General features: G+C 55.6%; 16 protein-coding genes. 10 read left to right on the forward strand and 6 right to left on the reverse strand.

Translation table 11 applies throughout. The annotated features are described in order from the left end of the window. Window positions 1–26: 26 nt before the first annotated feature. From ligA to SFX18_02910, 3 genes are read right to left on the reverse strand one after another with little or no spacing between them, the layout of a single operon-like run. Complete coding sequence (gene ligA, locus SFX18_02900; GenBank protein MDX1962072.1) at window positions 27–2087, reverse strand: NAD-dependent DNA ligase LigA; 2061 nt, start codon at window positions 2085–2087, stop codon at window positions 27–29. Then, entirely contained in the window at window positions 2084–2464 is a 381-nt protein-coding gene (locus SFX18_02905; GenBank protein ID MDX1962073.1) for a cupin domain-containing protein, read from the reverse strand. The genes ligA and SFX18_02905 overlap by 4 nt, the downstream gene beginning before the upstream one ends. A 51-nt stretch (window positions 2465–2515) precedes the next feature. Beyond that, a complete protein-coding gene (locus SFX18_02910; GenBank protein MDX1962074.1) occupies window positions 2516–2872 on the reverse strand; it encodes a hypothetical protein in 357 nt (118 codons plus the stop codon). Between the two features lie 284 nt (window positions 2873–3156). On the opposite strand from SFX18_02910, the gene SFX18_02915 reads away from it, so the two are divergent. Continuing rightward, entirely contained in the window at window positions 3157–4275 is a 1119-nt protein-coding gene (locus tag SFX18_02915; GenBank protein MDX1962075.1) for a PilT/PilU family type 4a pilus ATPase, read from the forward strand. 113 nt (window positions 4276–4388) lie between these two features. Here the strand turns inward: SFX18_02915 and SFX18_02920 are convergent, their stop codons facing one another. From SFX18_02920 to SFX18_02930, 3 genes are all read right to left on the reverse strand, one after another. Then, window positions 4389–4874: a hypothetical protein gene (locus SFX18_02920; GenBank protein ID MDX1962076.1), complete on the reverse strand. Its 486-nt coding sequence runs from the start codon at window positions 4872–4874 to the stop codon at window positions 4389–4391. Between the two features lie 132 nt (window positions 4875–5006). Further along, the gene (locus SFX18_02925) at window positions 5007–9452 is read right to left on the reverse strand and encodes a right-handed parallel beta-helix repeat-containing protein (protein ID MDX1962077.1); all 4446 of its coding nucleotides are present in this window, start codon (window positions 9450–9452) and stop codon (window positions 5007–5009) included. A 97-nt stretch (window positions 9453–9549) separates the two neighbouring features. Next, window positions 9550–10608, reverse strand: coding sequence for a hypothetical protein (locus SFX18_02930; GenBank protein MDX1962078.1), 1059 nt, complete (start codon window positions 10606–10608; stop codon window positions 9550–9552). A 513-nt stretch (window positions 10609–11121) separates the two neighbouring features. Here SFX18_02930 and SFX18_02935 point away from each other — a divergent pair. From SFX18_02935 to SFX18_02975, 9 genes are all read left to right on the forward strand, one after another. Next, on the forward strand, window positions 11122–11544 hold the full coding sequence (locus SFX18_02935) for a response regulator (GenBank protein ID MDX1962079.1): 423 nt from the start codon (window positions 11122–11124) through the stop codon (window positions 11542–11544). A gap of 95 nt (window positions 11545–11639) precedes the next feature. Continuing rightward, on the forward strand, window positions 11640–13328 hold the full coding sequence (locus SFX18_02940) for a GspE/PulE family protein (protein MDX1962080.1): 1689 nt from the start codon (window positions 11640–11642) through the stop codon (window positions 13326–13328). 31 nt (window positions 13329–13359) lie between these two features. Then, the gene (locus SFX18_02945; protein ID MDX1962081.1) at window positions 13360–14502 is read left to right on the forward strand and encodes a type II secretion system F family protein; all 1143 of its coding nucleotides are present in this window, start codon (window positions 13360–13362) and stop codon (window positions 14500–14502) included. Window positions 14503–14511: 9 nt separating this feature from the next. Continuing rightward, window positions 14512–14859: a type II secretion system protein gene (locus tag SFX18_02950; protein ID MDX1962082.1), complete on the forward strand. Its 348-nt coding sequence runs from the start codon at window positions 14512–14514 to the stop codon at window positions 14857–14859. Window positions 14860–15076: 217 nt separating this feature from the next. Continuing rightward, window positions 15077–15406, forward strand: coding sequence for a type II secretion system protein (locus SFX18_02955; GenBank protein MDX1962083.1), 330 nt, complete (start codon window positions 15077–15079; stop codon window positions 15404–15406). A gap of 55 nt (window positions 15407–15461) precedes the next feature. Beyond that, window positions 15462–15959, forward strand: coding sequence for a GspH/FimT family protein (locus SFX18_02960; GenBank protein ID MDX1962084.1), 498 nt, complete (start codon window positions 15462–15464; stop codon window positions 15957–15959). A gap of 184 nt (window positions 15960–16143) precedes the next feature. Next, window positions 16144–16617, forward strand: coding sequence for a hypothetical protein (locus SFX18_02965; GenBank protein MDX1962085.1), 474 nt, complete (start codon window positions 16144–16146; stop codon window positions 16615–16617). Beyond that, window positions 16598–17119 carry a prepilin-type N-terminal cleavage/methylation domain-containing protein gene (locus tag SFX18_02970; protein MDX1962086.1) on the forward strand — a complete coding sequence of 174 codons (522 nt, stop codon included), beginning with the start codon at window positions 16598–16600 and terminating at the stop codon, window positions 17117–17119. Before SFX18_02965 ends, SFX18_02970 begins: the two co-directional genes overlap by 20 nt. Continuing rightward, a complete protein-coding gene (locus SFX18_02975; GenBank protein MDX1962087.1) occupies window positions 17116–17541 on the forward strand; it encodes a hypothetical protein in 426 nt (141 codons plus the stop codon). Before SFX18_02970 ends, SFX18_02975 begins: the two co-directional genes overlap by 4 nt. Window positions 17542–17546 lie beyond the last annotated feature (5 nt).

Genomic DNA, 17546 nt, shown 5'->3' on the forward strand with positions numbered 1-17546 from the left:
GCGGTGGGGGCAACTTGATAACTTGTTTATTCAGTGCTCCCCGCCACCATTTGGCGAAAATCATCCTCGGATAAAATTCTTACGCCTAACTGCTGGGCCTTGGCCAGTTTGCTCCCCGCGTCGGCCCCCGCGACCACAAACGCAGTCTTGGCCGATACGCTGCCCGCCGCTTTTCCACCCAGCTTTGTAATAAGTTCCTCGATTTCGTTCCGTTTATAATGCGTCAGCGTGCCGGTCACGACCAAGGTTTTACCGCTAAAAACGCCCCCCGTCGCGGGACGTTCCGCCTCGGGCAAGTCCAGCCGCACCCCCAGCGCGGCTAAGTCGGCCAAGATCGCCTGCTCCGCGGGATTGCGTAAATAATCATACACGCTTTGTGCGATGATCGGACCGATCTCGGCGACTGAACTCAATTCCACCAATGTCGCCTGTTGCAAATTTTGCAACGTGCCAAATTTTTGGGCCAATATTTGGGCCACCCGCACTCCCACGTGGCGAATGGAAAGCGCGTTAAGCAAGCGGGCCAACCCCCGATCCTTGGCGGCTTGAAGTTGCGCCAGCAGGTTTTCAGCGGATTTCTCGCCCATGCGTTCCAGCGTGGAAAGCTGCTCCGCCGTCAAACGAAACAAATCGCCATACGTTTTTACCAAGCCCGCCGCCACCAGTTGGGCGATTAGTTTTTCACCCAAGCCCTCAATATCCATGGCGTTGCGGGTGGCAAAGTAGCGGATTTTTTCCCTAATTTGGGCGGGACAAGTGGCATTGGGACAACGGATATAGACTCCCCCCTGGTCCTTGACCGCGGGGGTGCCGCATTCGGGGCAAGCCGTGGGGAACTGGTACTTGGGTAAATCGGTTTGTCGCTCGTGCAATTCCACCCGCACGATATGCGGTATCACTTTGCCCGCTTTTTCCACGATGACGTGGTCTCCCAGGCGAATATCCTTGCGTTCGATCTCCTCGGCGTTATGCAGACTGGCGCGGCGGACGACCGTCCCGGCCAGTTGCACCGGCTGCAGTTCGGCCACGGGAGTGATTGTGCCGGTTTTACCCACTTGAACGGTAATATCCAGCAGCTTGGTCGCGGCTTCGTATTTTTCAAATTTATAGGCGACGGCCCAGCGGGGGAACTTGGACGTGGTTCCCAGTTTGACGCGTTGCTCCAAACTATTAACCTTTAGCACCAGCCCGTCTACTTCAAAATCCAGTTCATGCAGTCGCTCGATCAACTCGTCCGCATGCGCTATCGCCAGATCCAGGCTATCCCAGGTGGTCGCCAGGGGTGTGGCGGGCAAACCCCATATTCGCACTTGTTCCAAAAATTGGGCATGGGTCGCCGGGGCGTAACCCTGCATTTCACCCAAACCATGCACGAACAAGCGCAACCGCCGCTGGGAACAAATTTGCGGGTCGAGCAGGCGAATGCTGCCCGCGGCGACATTGCGTGGATTGGCGTATGGTTCCAAGCCCTGCGCCGTCTGTTGGGCGTTTAGCTGCGCCAAATCGGGATTTGTCAGGTAGATTTCACCGCGCAGTTCCACGCGCGCGGGAGGGGCAGAGTCCCGCAGGCGCCGGGGAATATCGCGTATCGTGCGGGCGTTATGGGTGATGTCATCTCCCACCATGCCGTTGCCTCGGGTGGCGGCTTGGATAAGTTCGCCATTTTCGTACAGTAACGAAACTGCGACACCGTCAATTTTCAGCTCCACCACCCAGGCGATTTGTTCACCCGGCAAGAGTTTTTCCACCCGTTTGCCAAAGCCGCGCAGCTCTTCGACGCTGTAGGTGTTTTCGATGGACAACATCGGCACGCGGTGCGCGACCGACGTTAACTCCGCCACCGGCGCTCCCCCGACCCGCCGCGTGGGACTGTCGGGACGGGCGAGCGCGGGGTAAAGATTTTCGAGCGCGCGTAGCTCGGCCTGCAACTGGTCATACTGAAAATCAGTAATCTCCGGCTGCGCCCGCGTGTAATATAATTCGTCATGCCGCAGGATCAAGCGGGTTAGCTCGGCCATGCGGTCGGCGGCGTTGGCGGCGGATAAGGCATCCAACTGGCCGGCGGGTAAATTCGGGGTATCGCTCACTGCCCGCACTCCGGCACGACGGTCGCTTGCTTATCCAAGGCGGAGTTGGGAATCAAGCACAAGAACTTTAGAGCCGCCTGGCCGGTATTACGAAATTGATGCGGTTCATTGGGTTTAACCAATAGGACATCCCCCGGCCCCAACGGATGCGGCGTCTCCCCGTCGAGCACTTCTCCCCTCCCCTCCAGCACAAAAATTTCATGTTCATAGTCATGAAAATGCCGGGGTGTAAAACCACCGGGCGCTACCTCAAACTGCCGCAGCGAAAAATTCGGCGCTCCTTCGGGGACGCCAACCAACCAACGGACGGTGCAACCTTGGGCACCCGGCATGGTGACGGGCTTTTGGGGAATTTGTTCGTAATGGTGAACTTGCATGGGTAAGAATAACGTGAAGTGGGATGAATGAGAATAAAGTGAGAATGTGTCTTACAGCGTGGTCGTTTCAGAAAGGGGAGCCGCACGGGTGGCGGCCAATTTTTGAGCTTGTAGGTCGCGCCAGCGGTCCAGACCAATTGCCCCGCAGGTAAGCGCCGCGATCCCCGCGATTTGGCCGGCCAGCAAACGATCGCCATGTTTTCGCATCCAGTCCAGCCATTCCCCCCCGGCCATCGGGGCGGGCGCCGCGGCGTCAACCGGCGCTGCCGCCACCGGCAGCAAGGGCTGGCGATTCTCGCGGACAAGCACAATTGTGTATGAAACGGCTGTGACGGTAAACACAAACCCCAAGATACCCAACAGGGGATGAAATGGATTCCAGCGGGATTTGGTGGATTGCAACGACATGGCTGCGACCAGTAAGGGCGACAGAGCTATTGTGGCCGGTGGGGACAGATCATACTCGCGTGGATTTACGCGGTAAAACCGATTGTAACAATTATTCGCCTCTCCTCCAAGCAAGCCCGTCCACTCGGGGGGAATTTTGCCCGGGACTTTGTCGCGTTTTTCCGACGTACATTCTTTTAGTCGACACTCAAATCCTGGCAGGTCGGATAGGCCCATGTAGCTAAGACCAAAATGGTTCTGACTTGTGGCGGATGAGCTTTGCATTTTTATTATCATTTATCGCCATGTCGCCCCACTTCCCCACTCCGGCCTGGCAAGAACTGCTAACCGCCGTCATTGTCCACAATGCGTCCGATTTGCACCTGACCGAAGGGGTGGCGGCCTATCTGCGCGTGGATAATGAATTACGAGCGTTTCCCGAATTATGCCAAGGTAAAGGGGAAATCGACCAATTACTCAAAGATTTGCTCAGCCCGTCCCAAAGGGAGAAATATCACGCCCTGTCACAACTGGATCTGGCTTTTTTTAGTCCGGGACATGGGCGATTCCGGGTGAATCTATATCGTCAGCGGGGGTCGTCGGCCCTGGCCGTGCGGCGGTTGGATGAAAATTACCGTTCATTCGACGCCCTTCATTTGCCCGTGCAATTAGAGGCGCTCACCCGCTTTCCCGATGGTCTGGTGCTGGTTACGGGGCCAACGGGAAGCGGCAAATCAACAACCTTGGCGACGATGTTGCACCAGATCAACCTGTTTAGAGCTTGCCATATCATCACCATCGAGGATCCCATTGAGTATATTCACCATAACCACAATAGCCTGGTGCATCAGCGGGAAGTCCATTCTGACGTGCCCAGCTTTGCCGCCGCGGTGACCGCCGCCCTGCGCGAAGACCCGGATGTGCTGCTGGTGGGGGAAATGCGCGACCTCGAGACAATGCGCGCCACCTTAATTGCGGCCGAAACTGGTCACCTGGTGTTTTCCACCCTGCATACCAATGACGTGCCGGGCACCATCAGCCGGTTGGTCAACGCATTTCCCGGTGATGAACAAATTTTAGTCCGCGAGCAACTTTCCCGCGGGTTGCGCGCGATTGTCAGCCAACGATTGCAAACCGTTAGCGGAGGCCGGGGGCGAGTACCCATTTGCGAAATCTTGCGGGTAACGCCCGCCGTGGCCAATTTGATCCGTACCGGCCAACTCCACCAACTCACCAGCCAAATGCAGACAGGCTCGGCCGAGGGGATGCTAATTGCCGAGCAGTCCCTGGCCGAATGCGTGGTCAAAGGCCAATTGACCAAAGGGGAGGCTTTACGGCTAGCCCGGGACGAATCAATTTTTGAGCAGCGCTTGCAGATGACGGCCAATCAACCCCGAGGATTCCCTCTACTGGCTAGAAAATAGCAATCATACAGACAATCGCCTAACCGATTGCGGTTCCCCGGATCGTGCGGGGGCGGAATGCCTCACTCAAAAAGTCTAATCCTGGTAGCCGGGAAGAGGGGATGAATCGGATGTCAACGTAGCGAGGGAATTTCTATCGCTGGCTGTGGCAAAGCGAGTGGCGGCTCTACCGGGTTTACAGCGGGCAATAACTGGGGGGCTTCGGAATGGGAAATCAGCGCGGGAAATGGTAAGGATGGAAATTGCGGTTGGGGAGGCGCGGTCCCCAAATTTTTGCCCAAGGGATATTGTTGCTCCGCGAGGGATGGGTTTTCCGTCATATCCCCGGCATCGCTAGCCGTCACCGGGGGAGGCAATTGTTCGCTGGTTAAAAGGCCCGCCTGCGGATCGGGAAACGGAGGCGAATCGGGAAATTCCGCGGGAGCAATACTTTCTTCAGACAGGGGTTGAATCCGCGCGTCCGCGGCCGCGTCCTGGAGCGCTGTGACCGCTGGATGCGGCTCGCTCGTGGCGGTGGCCTGCTGTTGGCAGCCGCCACAGGCAACCAGTCCCAACCCCAAGAGCAGCCCCATCGCAATTAATTCTTTGGTGCTACACATAGTTTTTCACTTGTGAAAAATGCATTTTGCCAATGACGGTAAAGTAAACCCGCAACCAGGATTATCCCAGTGTAAAAATCAATTTCCCTAGCAAACTCCCTGTCCCCGAGAAGGTGCCGCAAAGTTAGCGGGTCATTTTTGCTCGCCCCACTTGAGCACGCGCAGCGAGCCATCGACGGAGGTAAATTCATAAGCTCCCATTTCCCATCCGCGGTACGTCCCCCGCCGCTGGCCCAAGATATCAAAAGGGGAAGCGGCATCCTCCGTTCCGGCGTTAATAGCCGGCGATCCCTTGGCCAGGGAAAAATCTCCTCCCAGCAAGTTTTTAAACCGGGGAGGTTTGATTAAACCCGTGGTCCCTTTAAGATCCTCATCCGTCGCTAGCGGGTGATAGTAATGCCGGCTGTGCAAAAAGGTCAGATTATGCGAACCAGTAAACTGAACCGGCAATTCCAAATAAAATCCGTACGGCCCATTATGGGAAATAATGTTATTGTGCGCGGCCAACGAACCATTTTGGGCGTAAAGGCCGAAGTTGGCATTGCGCGCGATGGTGTTGTTCCATACCGTATGCGTCCCGGGGGAATTATAAAATGCGACGCCATAGGCGTTATTGGTAATGAGGTTGTTACGCAGGGTGGTATTGACCAGGCTGTCGCAGCGCACGCCGATGTAGGCGTTGTTGCTGGCCTGCGTATTTGTCACACTTGCCCGATTTTGCTGGCTGCAGACGATGCCGTAGCCCTTATTGCGGCTGGCGTGGGAACGATCAATGGTGGTGGAATTGTAGGCAGTATAAATCCCATGGCTGCCAGTATCTAACTGTTGATCCGTGGCTGTGCAATTGGTAAAGATCGCCTGGCAATCATCGACCCCCACATAGTTCCCGCCGACCTGGGCATACCTACCAAAAGCCAGCATGCCATAGGCGTTTTGTACAGCTTGGCAATTGGCAAACTCCGCCCGCTTGACCGATGTCACATAATAGGCCCAGTTGGTAGCGGTTCCCTTGACCAGACAGGCATCCGCCACCAGGGAATCCAAATAATGGGCCTGAATTCCACTGCCAGCCGCGGAATCCAAGACCGAGACATTGCGCAGTTCGGCCGTCCCCCCTTGACAAGCCAAATACGCCCCGGTTCCCTCGTTTTCCTGAAATTTGCAGTTGGTCAGCAGATAGCGAAACCGTCGACTGTCCGTGGTGGGATTGGTTAATTCTAAAACCGTGGCGCCCCACTTTTGCGGCTTTCCCGCGCTGTCCGGCCAACGACCGTAGCAATTACGGCGAAAGTCACAATCCGTCAAGGTGGCGTCCCCATTCCAGACCAGCGCTCCCGCGAGGCCATTGTTGCGTATGTTAAGTTTATCCAAAGTAATGTTGAGCGCGTAACTTTCGAGTCCCCGCCACCCGTTATCGCTAAAGGAGCAATTGGCCACCGAGACCGGAATGCGCCGATTCGTGGTCTGCCAATTGTAAGAACTGTCAATGTACGCGCCACTAGCGCGGTTCTGGCTAAGGTCGCAGTTGACAATTTCCAACGCGTCGGGATTTTTCCAACGCACGTCGGGATGAGAGTTTGCCACCCAGGTTTCATAGGCTCCCCACGCGCTTTGCAGGCCATACCAGCCTTGCTTTATCGTGGAGTTTGCCACGGTGACCTTACCCTGGGGCTGGTTTAAATACACGCCCCCCCGCAAAGTCGCACGATCGATGGTCACATGGTGCGGAGCATCAAAGGCCAAAGCCCAGTTGGTATTGCCGTCGCTCGCGCAATTCCAGTTTCGCACGGTCACGCCGTGCGGTTGCCACTGATAGTAATTGCGATTGGTCGCGGGATCATAAATCCCATAATGCATGTGATAAAAGTGGATTCCCCGGTCCTTATTATTATTCACGGTCAACCCCAGGGAAGCATCCAGTACAATCTCCCGTTGGGGCCAGTAAAACTCGATGCCCACGCCGTATTTATCCCCCGTGCCAAACTGATTGGCGTTGGCCACGACATAACCATTATTACTGCAACTGATATTTAATGGCTTGCGGGTGGTATCGAGCCAACCATTAGCCAAATGCAGTCCCCGCGCGCGGTTGTTATCGCATGTCAGGCTTTTCAGGGGGTAGGTGTAATTCCCCGGATAAGCCCGGCTGTCGGCGTCAAAAATGACCGACGTGGCGGTCATCCCATATAGATTTTCATTGCACACCACATTCTCTAGTTCCAGGCTCTCCACGGTTTTTCTTCCGCGATACGCGGCGGTCGCGGGCCACTGGGTGGTGACCTGCAGCCACAATCCTGTGTCGGTATTTTGCACATTGCGCAAGTTGGTAAATTGATGGTGGCTATTGCGGTCCAACAGACAGCCATACTTATTTGCCTGGCAGGTTACCCCGTCCAACGTGACTTGTCCGGAATACGAATATACTCCCGCCTCGCGATTATCATGCAGCCGGGAATCGCGAATTGTCAATTTACTGTCGGTATTCACCACGCCATAGGCCTGATTGCCGATGTCATAACCTTCGATTTCCAAGTGCCCGGTTTGTTCCTCCCAATAACCCTGGTTATAAATCCCATAGTAATTCCCTTCGATTGCCGCAAATTCGCGCTGCCGGGCCAGCAGCAGGTCGCAATCCAACAAACTGACGCCGACCGAGTAATTATTGGCAACCGTATTTTGGGACAAATCCGCCCGCTCCCGCGAGATGCGGGCCAACCGCAGCCCCGCCTCACCCGAACGGCCATAATCGCCGTTATTTTCAAATCGGCAATTCTGAATGGTCACCGGGACCGGCAGTAATCGCCCGTAAACATTGTATTCGGTATGCCAGTTCCAACTGGGATCGTTGACCCCGGCCGCTGGCGCGGGACGGCGGGGAGATTTTTGCCCTTCCACAAATAAGCCCACGCCGTACCAGTTGGTGGCATTATGTGAAAACTCGCTATTTACCGCCGTAAATCCATACGACCAGCTACAGTACGCCCCGTAGATGCTGTTGTAACTAAGGTTGCAATGGGTGAAGGTGGGATTCGCCCAGGTGGTATACACGCCATTCCAGTTTTTATACAATTCCAGCCGGTCAAAGCGGCATTCCAAGGGGTTTTTATCGTTGCCGCTGGCCAGGATGCACCACCACAAATTGCTAAAGGACAACTTTTGATCCGCCGAAAAATCCATGCGGCTGCAATTCCAGCCCACTTCAATACCTTGGGAATAGCTCTCAAACTGGCGTTTGTCGTTGAGTTGCGTATTTCCTTCAAATGAGATTTCGTTTAATTCCAGATTATCACTGGCGACTAATAATCCCCGCCGCAAATTTTTTAACGCGCAGTGGGAAACGGTCCCGCGCGGATCGGGATGGTCATGGCGGCAGGTGGCCAGGGGGTTGTGGTTGGTCGGCGCGGAAAAAACCGTCGCGTAAATCCCCCAATTATCATTCAGTCCCCAATCCGCCGCATCCGGATGGGTCAATTCGCATTTGGCGATGTTGATTTCCTCGGCATGGGCCTGCAAATTATACCGACAATTGTCAAAACTGTTCCCCACGGCCGTTACGCCGTATATCCAAGAGGTGCACAGGGCGATCCCCGTGCAGTTGCGAAACGTGCAAGATTCGACCGTTAGTTGGGTATTTGAATATTTGGAATTATTGTCGCTGCCATTGCCAGAGGCATAGACCTGGTACACCGTTCGATAGACATAGGGGGACATGTCTGTCCATTTAGCCAATTCCGCGACAGAAACATCATACAAATTCCCCGTGTTGTCAAACACGCAATTCGTGATGGTCGTATTGGTCAAATTGGTCAAAATACTATAGCAACTGTTGGTATAGGTGGGGGATTTGGGCGTGCGAAACGCGCAATCCCAAATCCGCAAACCACTCCCCAACAGGCTATAAAGTTGGATATAACGGGTTTCCTGAAAACCGCACTGCGTGACGCTGGTGTCCGCGCACGATTCTAAATATAGCGCGTATAAGTGATTGTGGAACTGGCAATTGTGTAACAACGTGCCGCTACACGAGCTAAGATAGACTCCGTACGGCCATATCGCGCGGGATGCGCTTTGAAAGTAACTGTTGTGGGCGTCCGCGGATTTTACAACGGAATAATCCAGGTAAGTCCCCAGCGGGTTTTCCACAAATTGCAGGCCGCTCAGCACGACTCGGGTGCAGCCGTTAATGTGCATCGCCCAACGATTGGAAGTAGCAATGGATAGAATCGACACATTTCCCGCGTCGCCGCTATACTTACCCGTGGTATCGCCAAAAATAACCAGGGGGGCCTTTTCTGTCGCCGCCACTTTGGATAGATACAGCGTGTCGGCTTCCGCATATGTCCCCCCCCCGACGATAATTGTCACGCCTGATCCCGCTTGCTTGAGCGCGCGGGTCAAGGTGCGAAAGGCCCGGGCCGGGGAGGAACCATCCGCGGAATCATTCCCGGACATTCGCACATAGTATTTGACGCCGCGTTCCCAGTTGGGAGAAAGTTTATCCAGCGTCTGCGCCGGCAATGCCCCACTTAGAAAAAAATGCAAAAACAGCATCATTCCCGCGCATATCTTGGATTGCATAGTTCACTCCCGTAGGGGATTAGCATCACATCCCGTCTGCTAGATAAAATTCCCAATGATTGATTACCCGCAGGTTACGCACGCCATGGAATTTAGATCAATTGGGAGGCCCCGCGATCCCGCCGGGCGTTCCCGGTAAACCAACCCCCGGAATTCCGGTCCCGGGTAAGCCCGGCGGTGCCATGTTGAGGGTGGGCATAACAGGTAATGTCGAATTCAGCTCCTGGTTTGATCCATTCATGCCGGGCAAGGGGACGGCCCCCATTCCCGACAAGCCCGGTGTATTTGTGACGGGGGGCAAAGCAGGCGCTGGGCCCGCGACCGTGGTTAAATTGCCAATCGCAGGGGGAGGGGGACCATAATTGGAAGCATAACTTCCGCCTCCGCTCACCGGGGTTGTACGTTCCAGTGAATAGGGATTTCCCCCGATGCTGGCGGTATTGGCTTCGTGTAGCCAATCCTGGGCAAACAGTCGCGTCTGCCATTTTTCCGAATAGAGTTGAAATGTAACGCTTTGCTTACCTAATTCCACGACTTGGATCTGATCCACGTAGTCTCCCGCGGCCAGAGCTTTGACTTCTCCCTCGAACTCGACCAAAACCTGCGGCTGGCCGACCTGGACAAAGCCAATGACCCGTAATTTGGGTTTTTCCTGGGTAGTAACCGGCACCGGTTGTTTGACTAGCGCGGTGGGATCCAGACTGGCTATTGGCAGCGGAACGTCGGGAGGATTAAACATGGCGTCGGCGTGCGACTTGGATGGTTTATTTTGTTTACCCTGGGTGGCAGGTAAGCGTTGTACCGATGGCTCGGTGGCGACGGTGGATGGCTCCAGGGTGATAGGTCCCACCGGAAGAGAACTCGTTGCCAGATTAGTCCGTGACACAATCGCCACCGGGGAAGCAGTCTTAGCCTTGGCTGGCGGCGCTTTGTTTGGGTCAACTGCCCAGGTTGCAACGGCTGATCCAAGCTCGCGCGCGGGCAATTCAGGTGTGGATGTTGGAGGATTTGCCCCCGTGTCGGTGACGGCGTGGGGAGCGTTGGAGTGAGTGACGTTGTCGGGCGCTTTGACCGCGGTGGCCGCCTGGCCGCCACAGCCGGTGATAAACGCTAAAGACGCCCCTAAGGCACCCAAGGCCATGATTGCCTGCCGCATAACCATCTCATGAAAAGAGAATCATTGGGAAAGACAACGCGGGAATCCGCGAAGTCGCGAAAAACCACCCGTTTGCAGGCCGTGGGGGAGAAGGAGTGACGGCCCGCTGGATTTCGGGATATCCAAGTTTAGTGCGCAGTTCCGGTGGCGTTGCCATTACTCCGGGGAACAACTGGCTTTAGCGAATGACTCTGCGGCTTATGCCGATAATCGGGATAAAATGGGCAGATTTGCCAGGATTGACCCCCTATCCACCACTCACTTCGAGGTGGGTTGGCAACAACCCTCCCAACGGGCGGTGATGTCCCCAAAATGATCAAATGTTGAAAATTTGACACATCGTCGCTTCAAGCTACTTTTGGCTAGGGTGCCGCGCGTCCTCGCGGCGCGAATGACCCTGCGCAATAACATAGCCAAGTCGTCCCGGTATCGAGCGCGCATGCTCATTTGCGTCGTTTACGCCGGGATGTTCGCCCGCGGATCAACACGTCACGTTTTTTACGGTAATGTTTTATGCCGCTGATATTAATGCTGCAACCCGAAGCCCTGATCGCGGAGATTACCGCGTTTCGGCTGGAGCTGCTGGGTTATCAGGTGCACACGGTTGAATCGGCCGCTGCCGCCGAAACGTTCCTGAACGCAACAGTTCCGGATTTGATCCTTTTGGATATGCAATTGCCCGGCAAATCGAGCCTGACTTTTTGCGAGCGGGTGGGAAACAACGCCGCCTGGAATCAAATTCCCCTGCTGGGAATGCTGCTCGATGGCGATTTGGAAAATGTGCAAAAAGCGTTTCAGGCGGGCATCCAAGATTTGATCTTGATCCCGTTTGACCCCAGCGTGCTCGAGGAAAAAATCCTCCATCTGATTCAACCAAAAGACTCTCCTGCGACCACCCTGCCGACGGGTGGAATCACGCGGGGAATTTCCAATTAACCTATGCGGTTCCATCCCCCGCCGGTTGCCTGAAAGCAATAGTTGTCATCCGTTTGCATCCCCCACTAGACTTGAATCATCACAAGTAACACGCCATGGCATCCGCAAGACTGGGCGATATTTTGATCGAACGGGGGTGGGTCTCGGCCGAGGCCCTCGACTCCGTGCTAAAGCTGCAAGAAGCCCGCGGGGGGATGCTGGGCATGTTTTTGGTCAAGCAGGGCTTGATCAATTCACGGCAACTGGGAGAGGCACTGTCGATCCAGCTCAAAGTCCCCTTTCAGCCGATCGACCCCCAGCTAATCAATCCGCAGGTGGTACGGCTACTTCCCGAGCGTTTGGCCCGACAGCGAAAAATGGCGCCCGTTACCATCAACGCCGGATCGCTTACCCTGGCCATGGCCGCCCCGGACGACATCGAGGCCATCTCCGAAGTGGAACTGATCACCGGCTACCATGTCACGCCGGTCGTGGGCATTCCCACTGATATTGAGGATTTGCTGGATCGCGGATATGACGAGCGGATCACCGCCCGGCAAACCATTGTCGATCTGAAATTGGCGGAACTGCGTGAAAAGCGGGAACGAGGGGAGTTAGCGGAAACAAACGCGGTCGAGGATGAAGACGCCCCCGTGGTGAAGCTGGTCCGCTCTATTCTAATGGGGGCGGTCAACGCGGGAGCGAGCGACATCCACCTGGAACCGCACCAACCCCAAATGCGCGTCCGCTATCGCGTGGATGGCCAATTGCAGCAGGTCATGACCATTCCCACCCAAAGCGAGGAAGCCGTGGTGGGCCGGATCAAAGTCATGGCCGATATGGATACCACCGAAAAGCGTAAACCGCAGGACGGCAACCTGTCGCTGGAGGAAAAAGGGATGCGGGCCAGCTTTCGCGTCTCCACCATTCCCACCGTCGATGGCGAAAAAGTCGTCATGCGCGTCATCGACGAAGACAGCAAAGTCTTTACCTTTGCCGCCTTGGGCATGCCCGAAAAGCAAACCGCCATTGTGCGCGAGCTAATTAATAAGCCGCATGGCATGATCGTGATGACTGGTCCCACCGGTTCGGGCAAAACCACGACCATGTACACCATGCTCACCAATATCAACGCCAACGAGAACAACATTTCCACCGTCGAGGATCCGGTGGAATTCAAGCTGCCGGGCATCAATCAGGTGCATGCCAATAGCGAACATGGAATGGGCTTTGCCAACGCGCTGAAATACCTGATGCGCCAAGACCCCGATGTCATCATGGTCGGCGAGATTCGCGACGCCGAAACCGCTCAAACCGCGGTCCAGGCCGCCCTGACCGGCCACTTGCTGATTAGCACCCTACACACCAACGACGCCGTGGGGGCGGTCCAACGTCTGCAAGACCTGGGCGTGGATAAATTCAAGATTGGCGGCTCGTTGCTGGCGGCGATCGCCCAGCGGCTGCTGCGCAAGATTTGCGTGCATTGCAAGGAACCCGCGCCGCTCAACGAAAAGCTGCTGACGCAGATCGCCCACGGCCGCAAAATTCCCCAGCAACCTCGGTTTTTTGCGGGAAAAGGTTGCCCAAAGTGCCTGGGGACGGGCTTTATGGGCCGAGTGCCGGTGTACGAGATCATGGTTGTCACGCCTAACGTCGCGAATGCTATCGAAACCGGTCTGCCTTACTCCAAGCTACGGGATTTGGCGATTTTGGAGGGGATGGAGGATTTGACCACCAATGGGTTGGCGTTGGCACTGGCGGGCGAGACCACCCTCGAAGAAGTTTATTATCGGTTATCCAGCTAATTGCGGCAGAACCACGGCGGGAGCATCACTTATGGCACAGAGCACGTTACTGGCAGGCACCCCGGGGGAAATCTGGCAACAACTGGCCAGTATTCAGATCGGCGGGGCAAAAAATGGGCAGCCCACGCTAAAGCCGCGCGAAAAAATATTTATTTTTCGTAATATCGCCACATTGGTCGAAAACGGGTTGCCCTTGCCCAAAGCGCTGGAAACACTGATCCAGGAAAGAAGCCTGTCGCGATTTGCCCCGATGCTGGGGAATATTCGCCAAAAAGTGGCGGGCGGGGACACCTTTAGCGCGGGGTTGTCCCTGTACCCGGAAACTTTTGGCGAAATGTTTATCAATCAGATCAAAGTGGGGGAACGTTCGGGGACGCTCCCCGCGACCATTGAGCGGATTGTGTACCAGCTGGAACACGCCGATAACTTAAAAAATCAAATCATCAAGAAGCTGACTTACCCGGCGATTTTGTGCGTGGCGGGGGGGGCATCGGTGGCGTTTATGATCACGTTTGTGGTGCCCACATTTGAAAAGACCTACCAAGAAGCCGGAGCCAAACTTCCCGCCATCACGGAATTTTTAATCAATTGTGGTTGGTTCGCCCAACATTATGGCTGGTTTATTGTGCTGGTGGTGATGGGGCTGGTGCTCTCGCTGGTGTTTTCCCGCCGTCATCAGCGGATCCGATTTTGGATGGATCAGCAACTGTTGCGCGTGCCGATCTTGGGTGACACGCTTAAAAATATCGCGGTTCTCCAGTTCATGGAGGTGCTGGGAAATTTAATGGAGTCCGGATTTACCATCGTCGAAGCGCTCCATTCCTGCGCGCGGTCCATCAATAACCTGGCGGTGCGGCGCAGCGTGGAACAACTGCATAGCGCCGTGCTGCGCGGAGAACGCTTTAGCCAGGAACTGGAACGCCATGATGATCTTTTTCCCCCGATCGTCAAGCAACTCACGATCGTCGGCGAAAAAACCGGCACGCTATCCAAATGCACCGAGCATATCCGCGCGCACCTGCGGCGGGAAGTGGAACGGACCCTGTCCATCATGGTCGGGGCGATCGAACCCATCATGACGCTGGGATTGGCCGCGGCTATTGGAACGATCCTGCTGGCGATTTACCTGCCCATGTTTGACATGATCGGCACCATGGGCGAGACTCCCAACTAACGAGCAACCATGACCTTGTCACAACTTGATTTCCCTTGCCGCGGGCGCGGGGGATTTAACCTGCTGGAAATGCTGGCCACGGTGACCATTATTGGCATCGTCGCGATGATCGTATTGCCGCGGTTCGGCGACCATGCCCGCCAATCGCAAACAGAGTCTTGCGCCTTGCAACGGTTGAACCTGGAAGTGCAAGCGCAATTGTGGTTTCGGGGCAAAGGGACCTGGCCGGCTGGGAATTTACAAGATCTGGGTAACGACCCCGCCTATCTGCCGGATGGCTTGCCGGCGTGTCCCGTCGATGGCAGCGCTTACATGTTAGATCCCGTCACTCATCGCATCCAGGGACACCAACATTAGCGGACGCCGCCCGATACCCCGCGTAATCGGCAAAATCGAACCTGCGTTTTACCGCTTTTTTAGCGCTATTAACCGATTTATGGCACGCGATAAGCTACATATGAGTAGCGAAACTTGAAATGGGGCTAAAGCAGCATCCTTACGGCAATTGATCGTCTTTTGCCATCGACAAAAATCAGCAGGCGATTACCACATCTTTGCAGGAGAAATGATAGCCATGTTTTTACGTAGTTCACACAAGCGAAATCGAAAGGGATTTTCGTTGTTGGAATTGTTGGCCGTGATCACGATTTTGGGCATTATCGCCGTCGTGGTCGTGCCCCGTATTTCCACCAGCAGCGCCCGGGCCAAAAGCGAGGCGGATAAGCAGAATCGTTCGGAAATCAATTCCGCGGTCGAGCGCTGGTACTTTGAAAAAGGGACCTGGCCGGCGAATAACCTGTCGGACATCGGCGCTGATATAAATTATTTTCCCAGCGGCATCCCCACCAACCCCGTTAATGGCAAGGCTTATACCCTGGACGGTACCACCCGCCGGGTGAAGTAGCTCTTGGCCCATGTTGGCGGTTGAGTTCTCCGGAGTATTTCCGCAACTTTTCTGGATGGCCGCCACGATGCGCGCATGCACCTATCAAAAACAACGGCGGGGGGTTACGCTTGTCGAGCTCCTCGCCGTTGTTGTGTTATTGGGGATCTTTGGCAGTCTGGCGATGATGCGTTATGGCCGCGCAATCCTGGGCGACTTTGGGGCGGGGGCGGACGCCACTAAATTGGCCAATGGCTTGAATTACGCCAAACGGACTGCCATCATGTCCGGCAATCCCCATGCGTTGCAGTTTATTCCCTCGGCGGATGGCAGCGTCGCGGTCGGCGGTTTTCAGTTGGTCCAACTGGATGACTCTCTGCGGCAAATCGCGGTCGTGGATGGGCCGTTTTATTTTGCGCCGGAAGTCGCCGTCACATCCGTCTTGACGCAGATTACGTTCAATTTTGAGGGGCAATCCCTGCAGGCGGCCAGTGTCACGCTGGCGGGCCCGGATATTAGCTACCAAGTCACCGTGCAACCCATTAACGGGGGCATTAGCACGCGCAAACTATAATTGGCGGGCGTAATTTTCTCAATTTATCAGGGTACGGGGCAAGACCCCCGGAAAATCCGTTTTTTTCAGCCTATTCCGGCGCCAGGCCGCCATCCGTGGCCTACATTCTAGTACGCGGTTTTTTGCGCTAAGCATGAAAGGTATCCCCCCGCGCCAATCAACGATTTTTTACGATTTCATTGCCATGCATTTCCGTCGCCCTAGCAACAAACCTTGCCGCGGATCGGCCCGCCGTACCGGGCAAACGCTGCTAGAATTGGTGGCGGCCTCGGGAATCATCGCCATCGCCTTGACTCCAGCGCTGCGCATCATGCGGGACAGCCTCACCGTCAGCCGCGACCTGGAAACGGCAAATGCCCTGGCGACCCTGAGTGTGGACAAACTTGAGGAGTATCTGTCGCGGACATGTGGTCAATGGGGAACCGACGATGCCAGTGGGAATTTTGCCGACCGGGGTTATCCCCAACTCCGCTACACGCTCAGCCGCGGTGATGACGCTAGCGAAGGGGGAATTCCCGATCGGCTAATGGTCCTTACAGCGGTGTCTTGGGACGACCGCAATGGTAATTCCGTCCTTGATCAAAATGAAAAAAGCGTCCGTTTTTCCACAAAGCTATCCCGTAGCGTCAGCTATCACTATGAAGCCCGGGGAGAATAAAAAACGCCGCGGGTTGACCTTGCTGGAATTGGTCATCTCGTGCTCGATGCTGGCGATCTTGTTGACCGCCATGAGCACCGCACTGCGCACCGGGCGGCAGGCCTGGGAAGCGCATCAGGGGGATGCCTCCCGATTGGAGGCCCAACATGGGGTCCTGCGGCATATCGTGCGCCAGGCGCGTCAGGCAACCAGTGTTAGCGCTGTTACCGCGGAAGGCGTTACCACGGGCAGCCTCAGCCTAAAAATGCCTGATCAAAGCATCGTCACCTGGTCGCGGGACTCCGCTAATCAGGTTTGGTACGGCACGGGAGGGGCGATTGAACCCCTGGCGGCGGATATTACGCATTTATCCTTTACCGGTTACAAAGCGGATGGCCAAACAACCACCACGGTTCCCGCCGAAATTCGGTCCCTGAGGATCAGCGTTGGCGTTCAATTACCGCGGGAAGTCAACGGCGCAAAAACCCTTTTTTCCTTGGTTTGGATTCGGAGTTGGCAATGACCGGCGCGATTATCAATTCCATGCCCCCCGTATTATCACGCTTCCCGCGGTCCCGCGGCGGAACCGATCGGCGCGCTGGGGCGGCCATGCTGATGGCCCTGTTTGTCATGACCGTAACAACGATCATTGTCATCTCGATCGTGGATACCGAAATTTTGCAATATGCCTCGTTGCGTAATACGTTCGACTGGGACCGGGCCCGCTACCTGGCGGAAGCCGGCACCCAACATGCCTTTGCCGAATTAGAAAGTAACATCCAATGGCGGGAAGGCATTCCCCGCACCGAATTTCCCGCGGGAAGCGGGCAAAGCTATTCCGCCACTGTCACGGACGGCCCGGCGGGCTCCGTGATCGTGACCAGTTGGGGCACGTCGGGAACGGTGACGCGCAGCCTGCAGACCACGCTCAAGCAAGGGGGCTAACAGTC

The sequence above is a fragment of the Pirellulales bacterium genome, assembly GCA_033762255.1.
Classification (GTDB): Bacteria; Planctomycetota; Planctomycetia; order Pirellulales; family JALHPA01; genus JANRLT01.

Coding starts and splice junctions, on each gene's coding strand:
- SFX18_02905 (MDX1962073.1), bottom strand. CDS start 2,464: ATGCAAGTTCACCATTACGAACAAATTCCCCAAAAGCCCGTCACCATG.
- SFX18_02910 (MDX1962074.1), bottom strand. CDS start 2,872: ATGTCGTTGCAATCCACCAAATCCCGCTGGAATCCATTTCATCCCCTG.
- SFX18_02915 (MDX1962075.1), top strand. CDS start 3,157: ATGTCGCCCCACTTCCCCACTCCGGCCTGGCAAGAACTGCTAACCGCC.
- SFX18_02920 (MDX1962076.1), bottom strand. CDS start 4,874: ATGTGTAGCACCAAAGAATTAATTGCGATGGGGCTGCTCTTGGGGTTG.
- SFX18_02925 (MDX1962077.1), bottom strand. CDS start 9,452: ATGCAATCCAAGATATGCGCGGGAATGATGCTGTTTTTGCATTTTTTT.
- SFX18_02930 (MDX1962078.1), bottom strand. CDS start 10,608: ATGCGGCAGGCAATCATGGCCTTGGGTGCCTTAGGGGCGTCTTTAGCG.
- SFX18_02935 (MDX1962079.1), top strand. CDS start 11,122: ATGCCGCTGATATTAATGCTGCAACCCGAAGCCCTGATCGCGGAGATT.
- SFX18_02940 (MDX1962080.1), top strand. CDS start 11,640: ATGGCATCCGCAAGACTGGGCGATATTTTGATCGAACGGGGGTGGGTC.
- SFX18_02945 (MDX1962081.1), top strand. CDS start 13,360: ATGGCACAGAGCACGTTACTGGCAGGCACCCCGGGGGAAATCTGGCAA.
- SFX18_02950 (MDX1962082.1), top strand. CDS start 14,512: ATGACCTTGTCACAACTTGATTTCCCTTGCCGCGGGCGCGGGGGATTT.
- SFX18_02955 (MDX1962083.1), top strand. CDS start 15,077: ATGTTTTTACGTAGTTCACACAAGCGAAATCGAAAGGGATTTTCGTTG.
- SFX18_02960 (MDX1962084.1), top strand. CDS start 15,462: ATGGCCGCCACGATGCGCGCATGCACCTATCAAAAACAACGGCGGGGG.
- SFX18_02965 (MDX1962085.1), top strand. CDS start 16,144: ATGCATTTCCGTCGCCCTAGCAACAAACCTTGCCGCGGATCGGCCCGC.
- SFX18_02970 (MDX1962086.1), top strand. CDS start 16,598: ATGAAGCCCGGGGAGAATAAAAAACGCCGCGGGTTGACCTTGCTGGAA.
- SFX18_02975 (MDX1962087.1), top strand. CDS start 17,116: ATGACCGGCGCGATTATCAATTCCATGCCCCCCGTATTATCACGCTTC.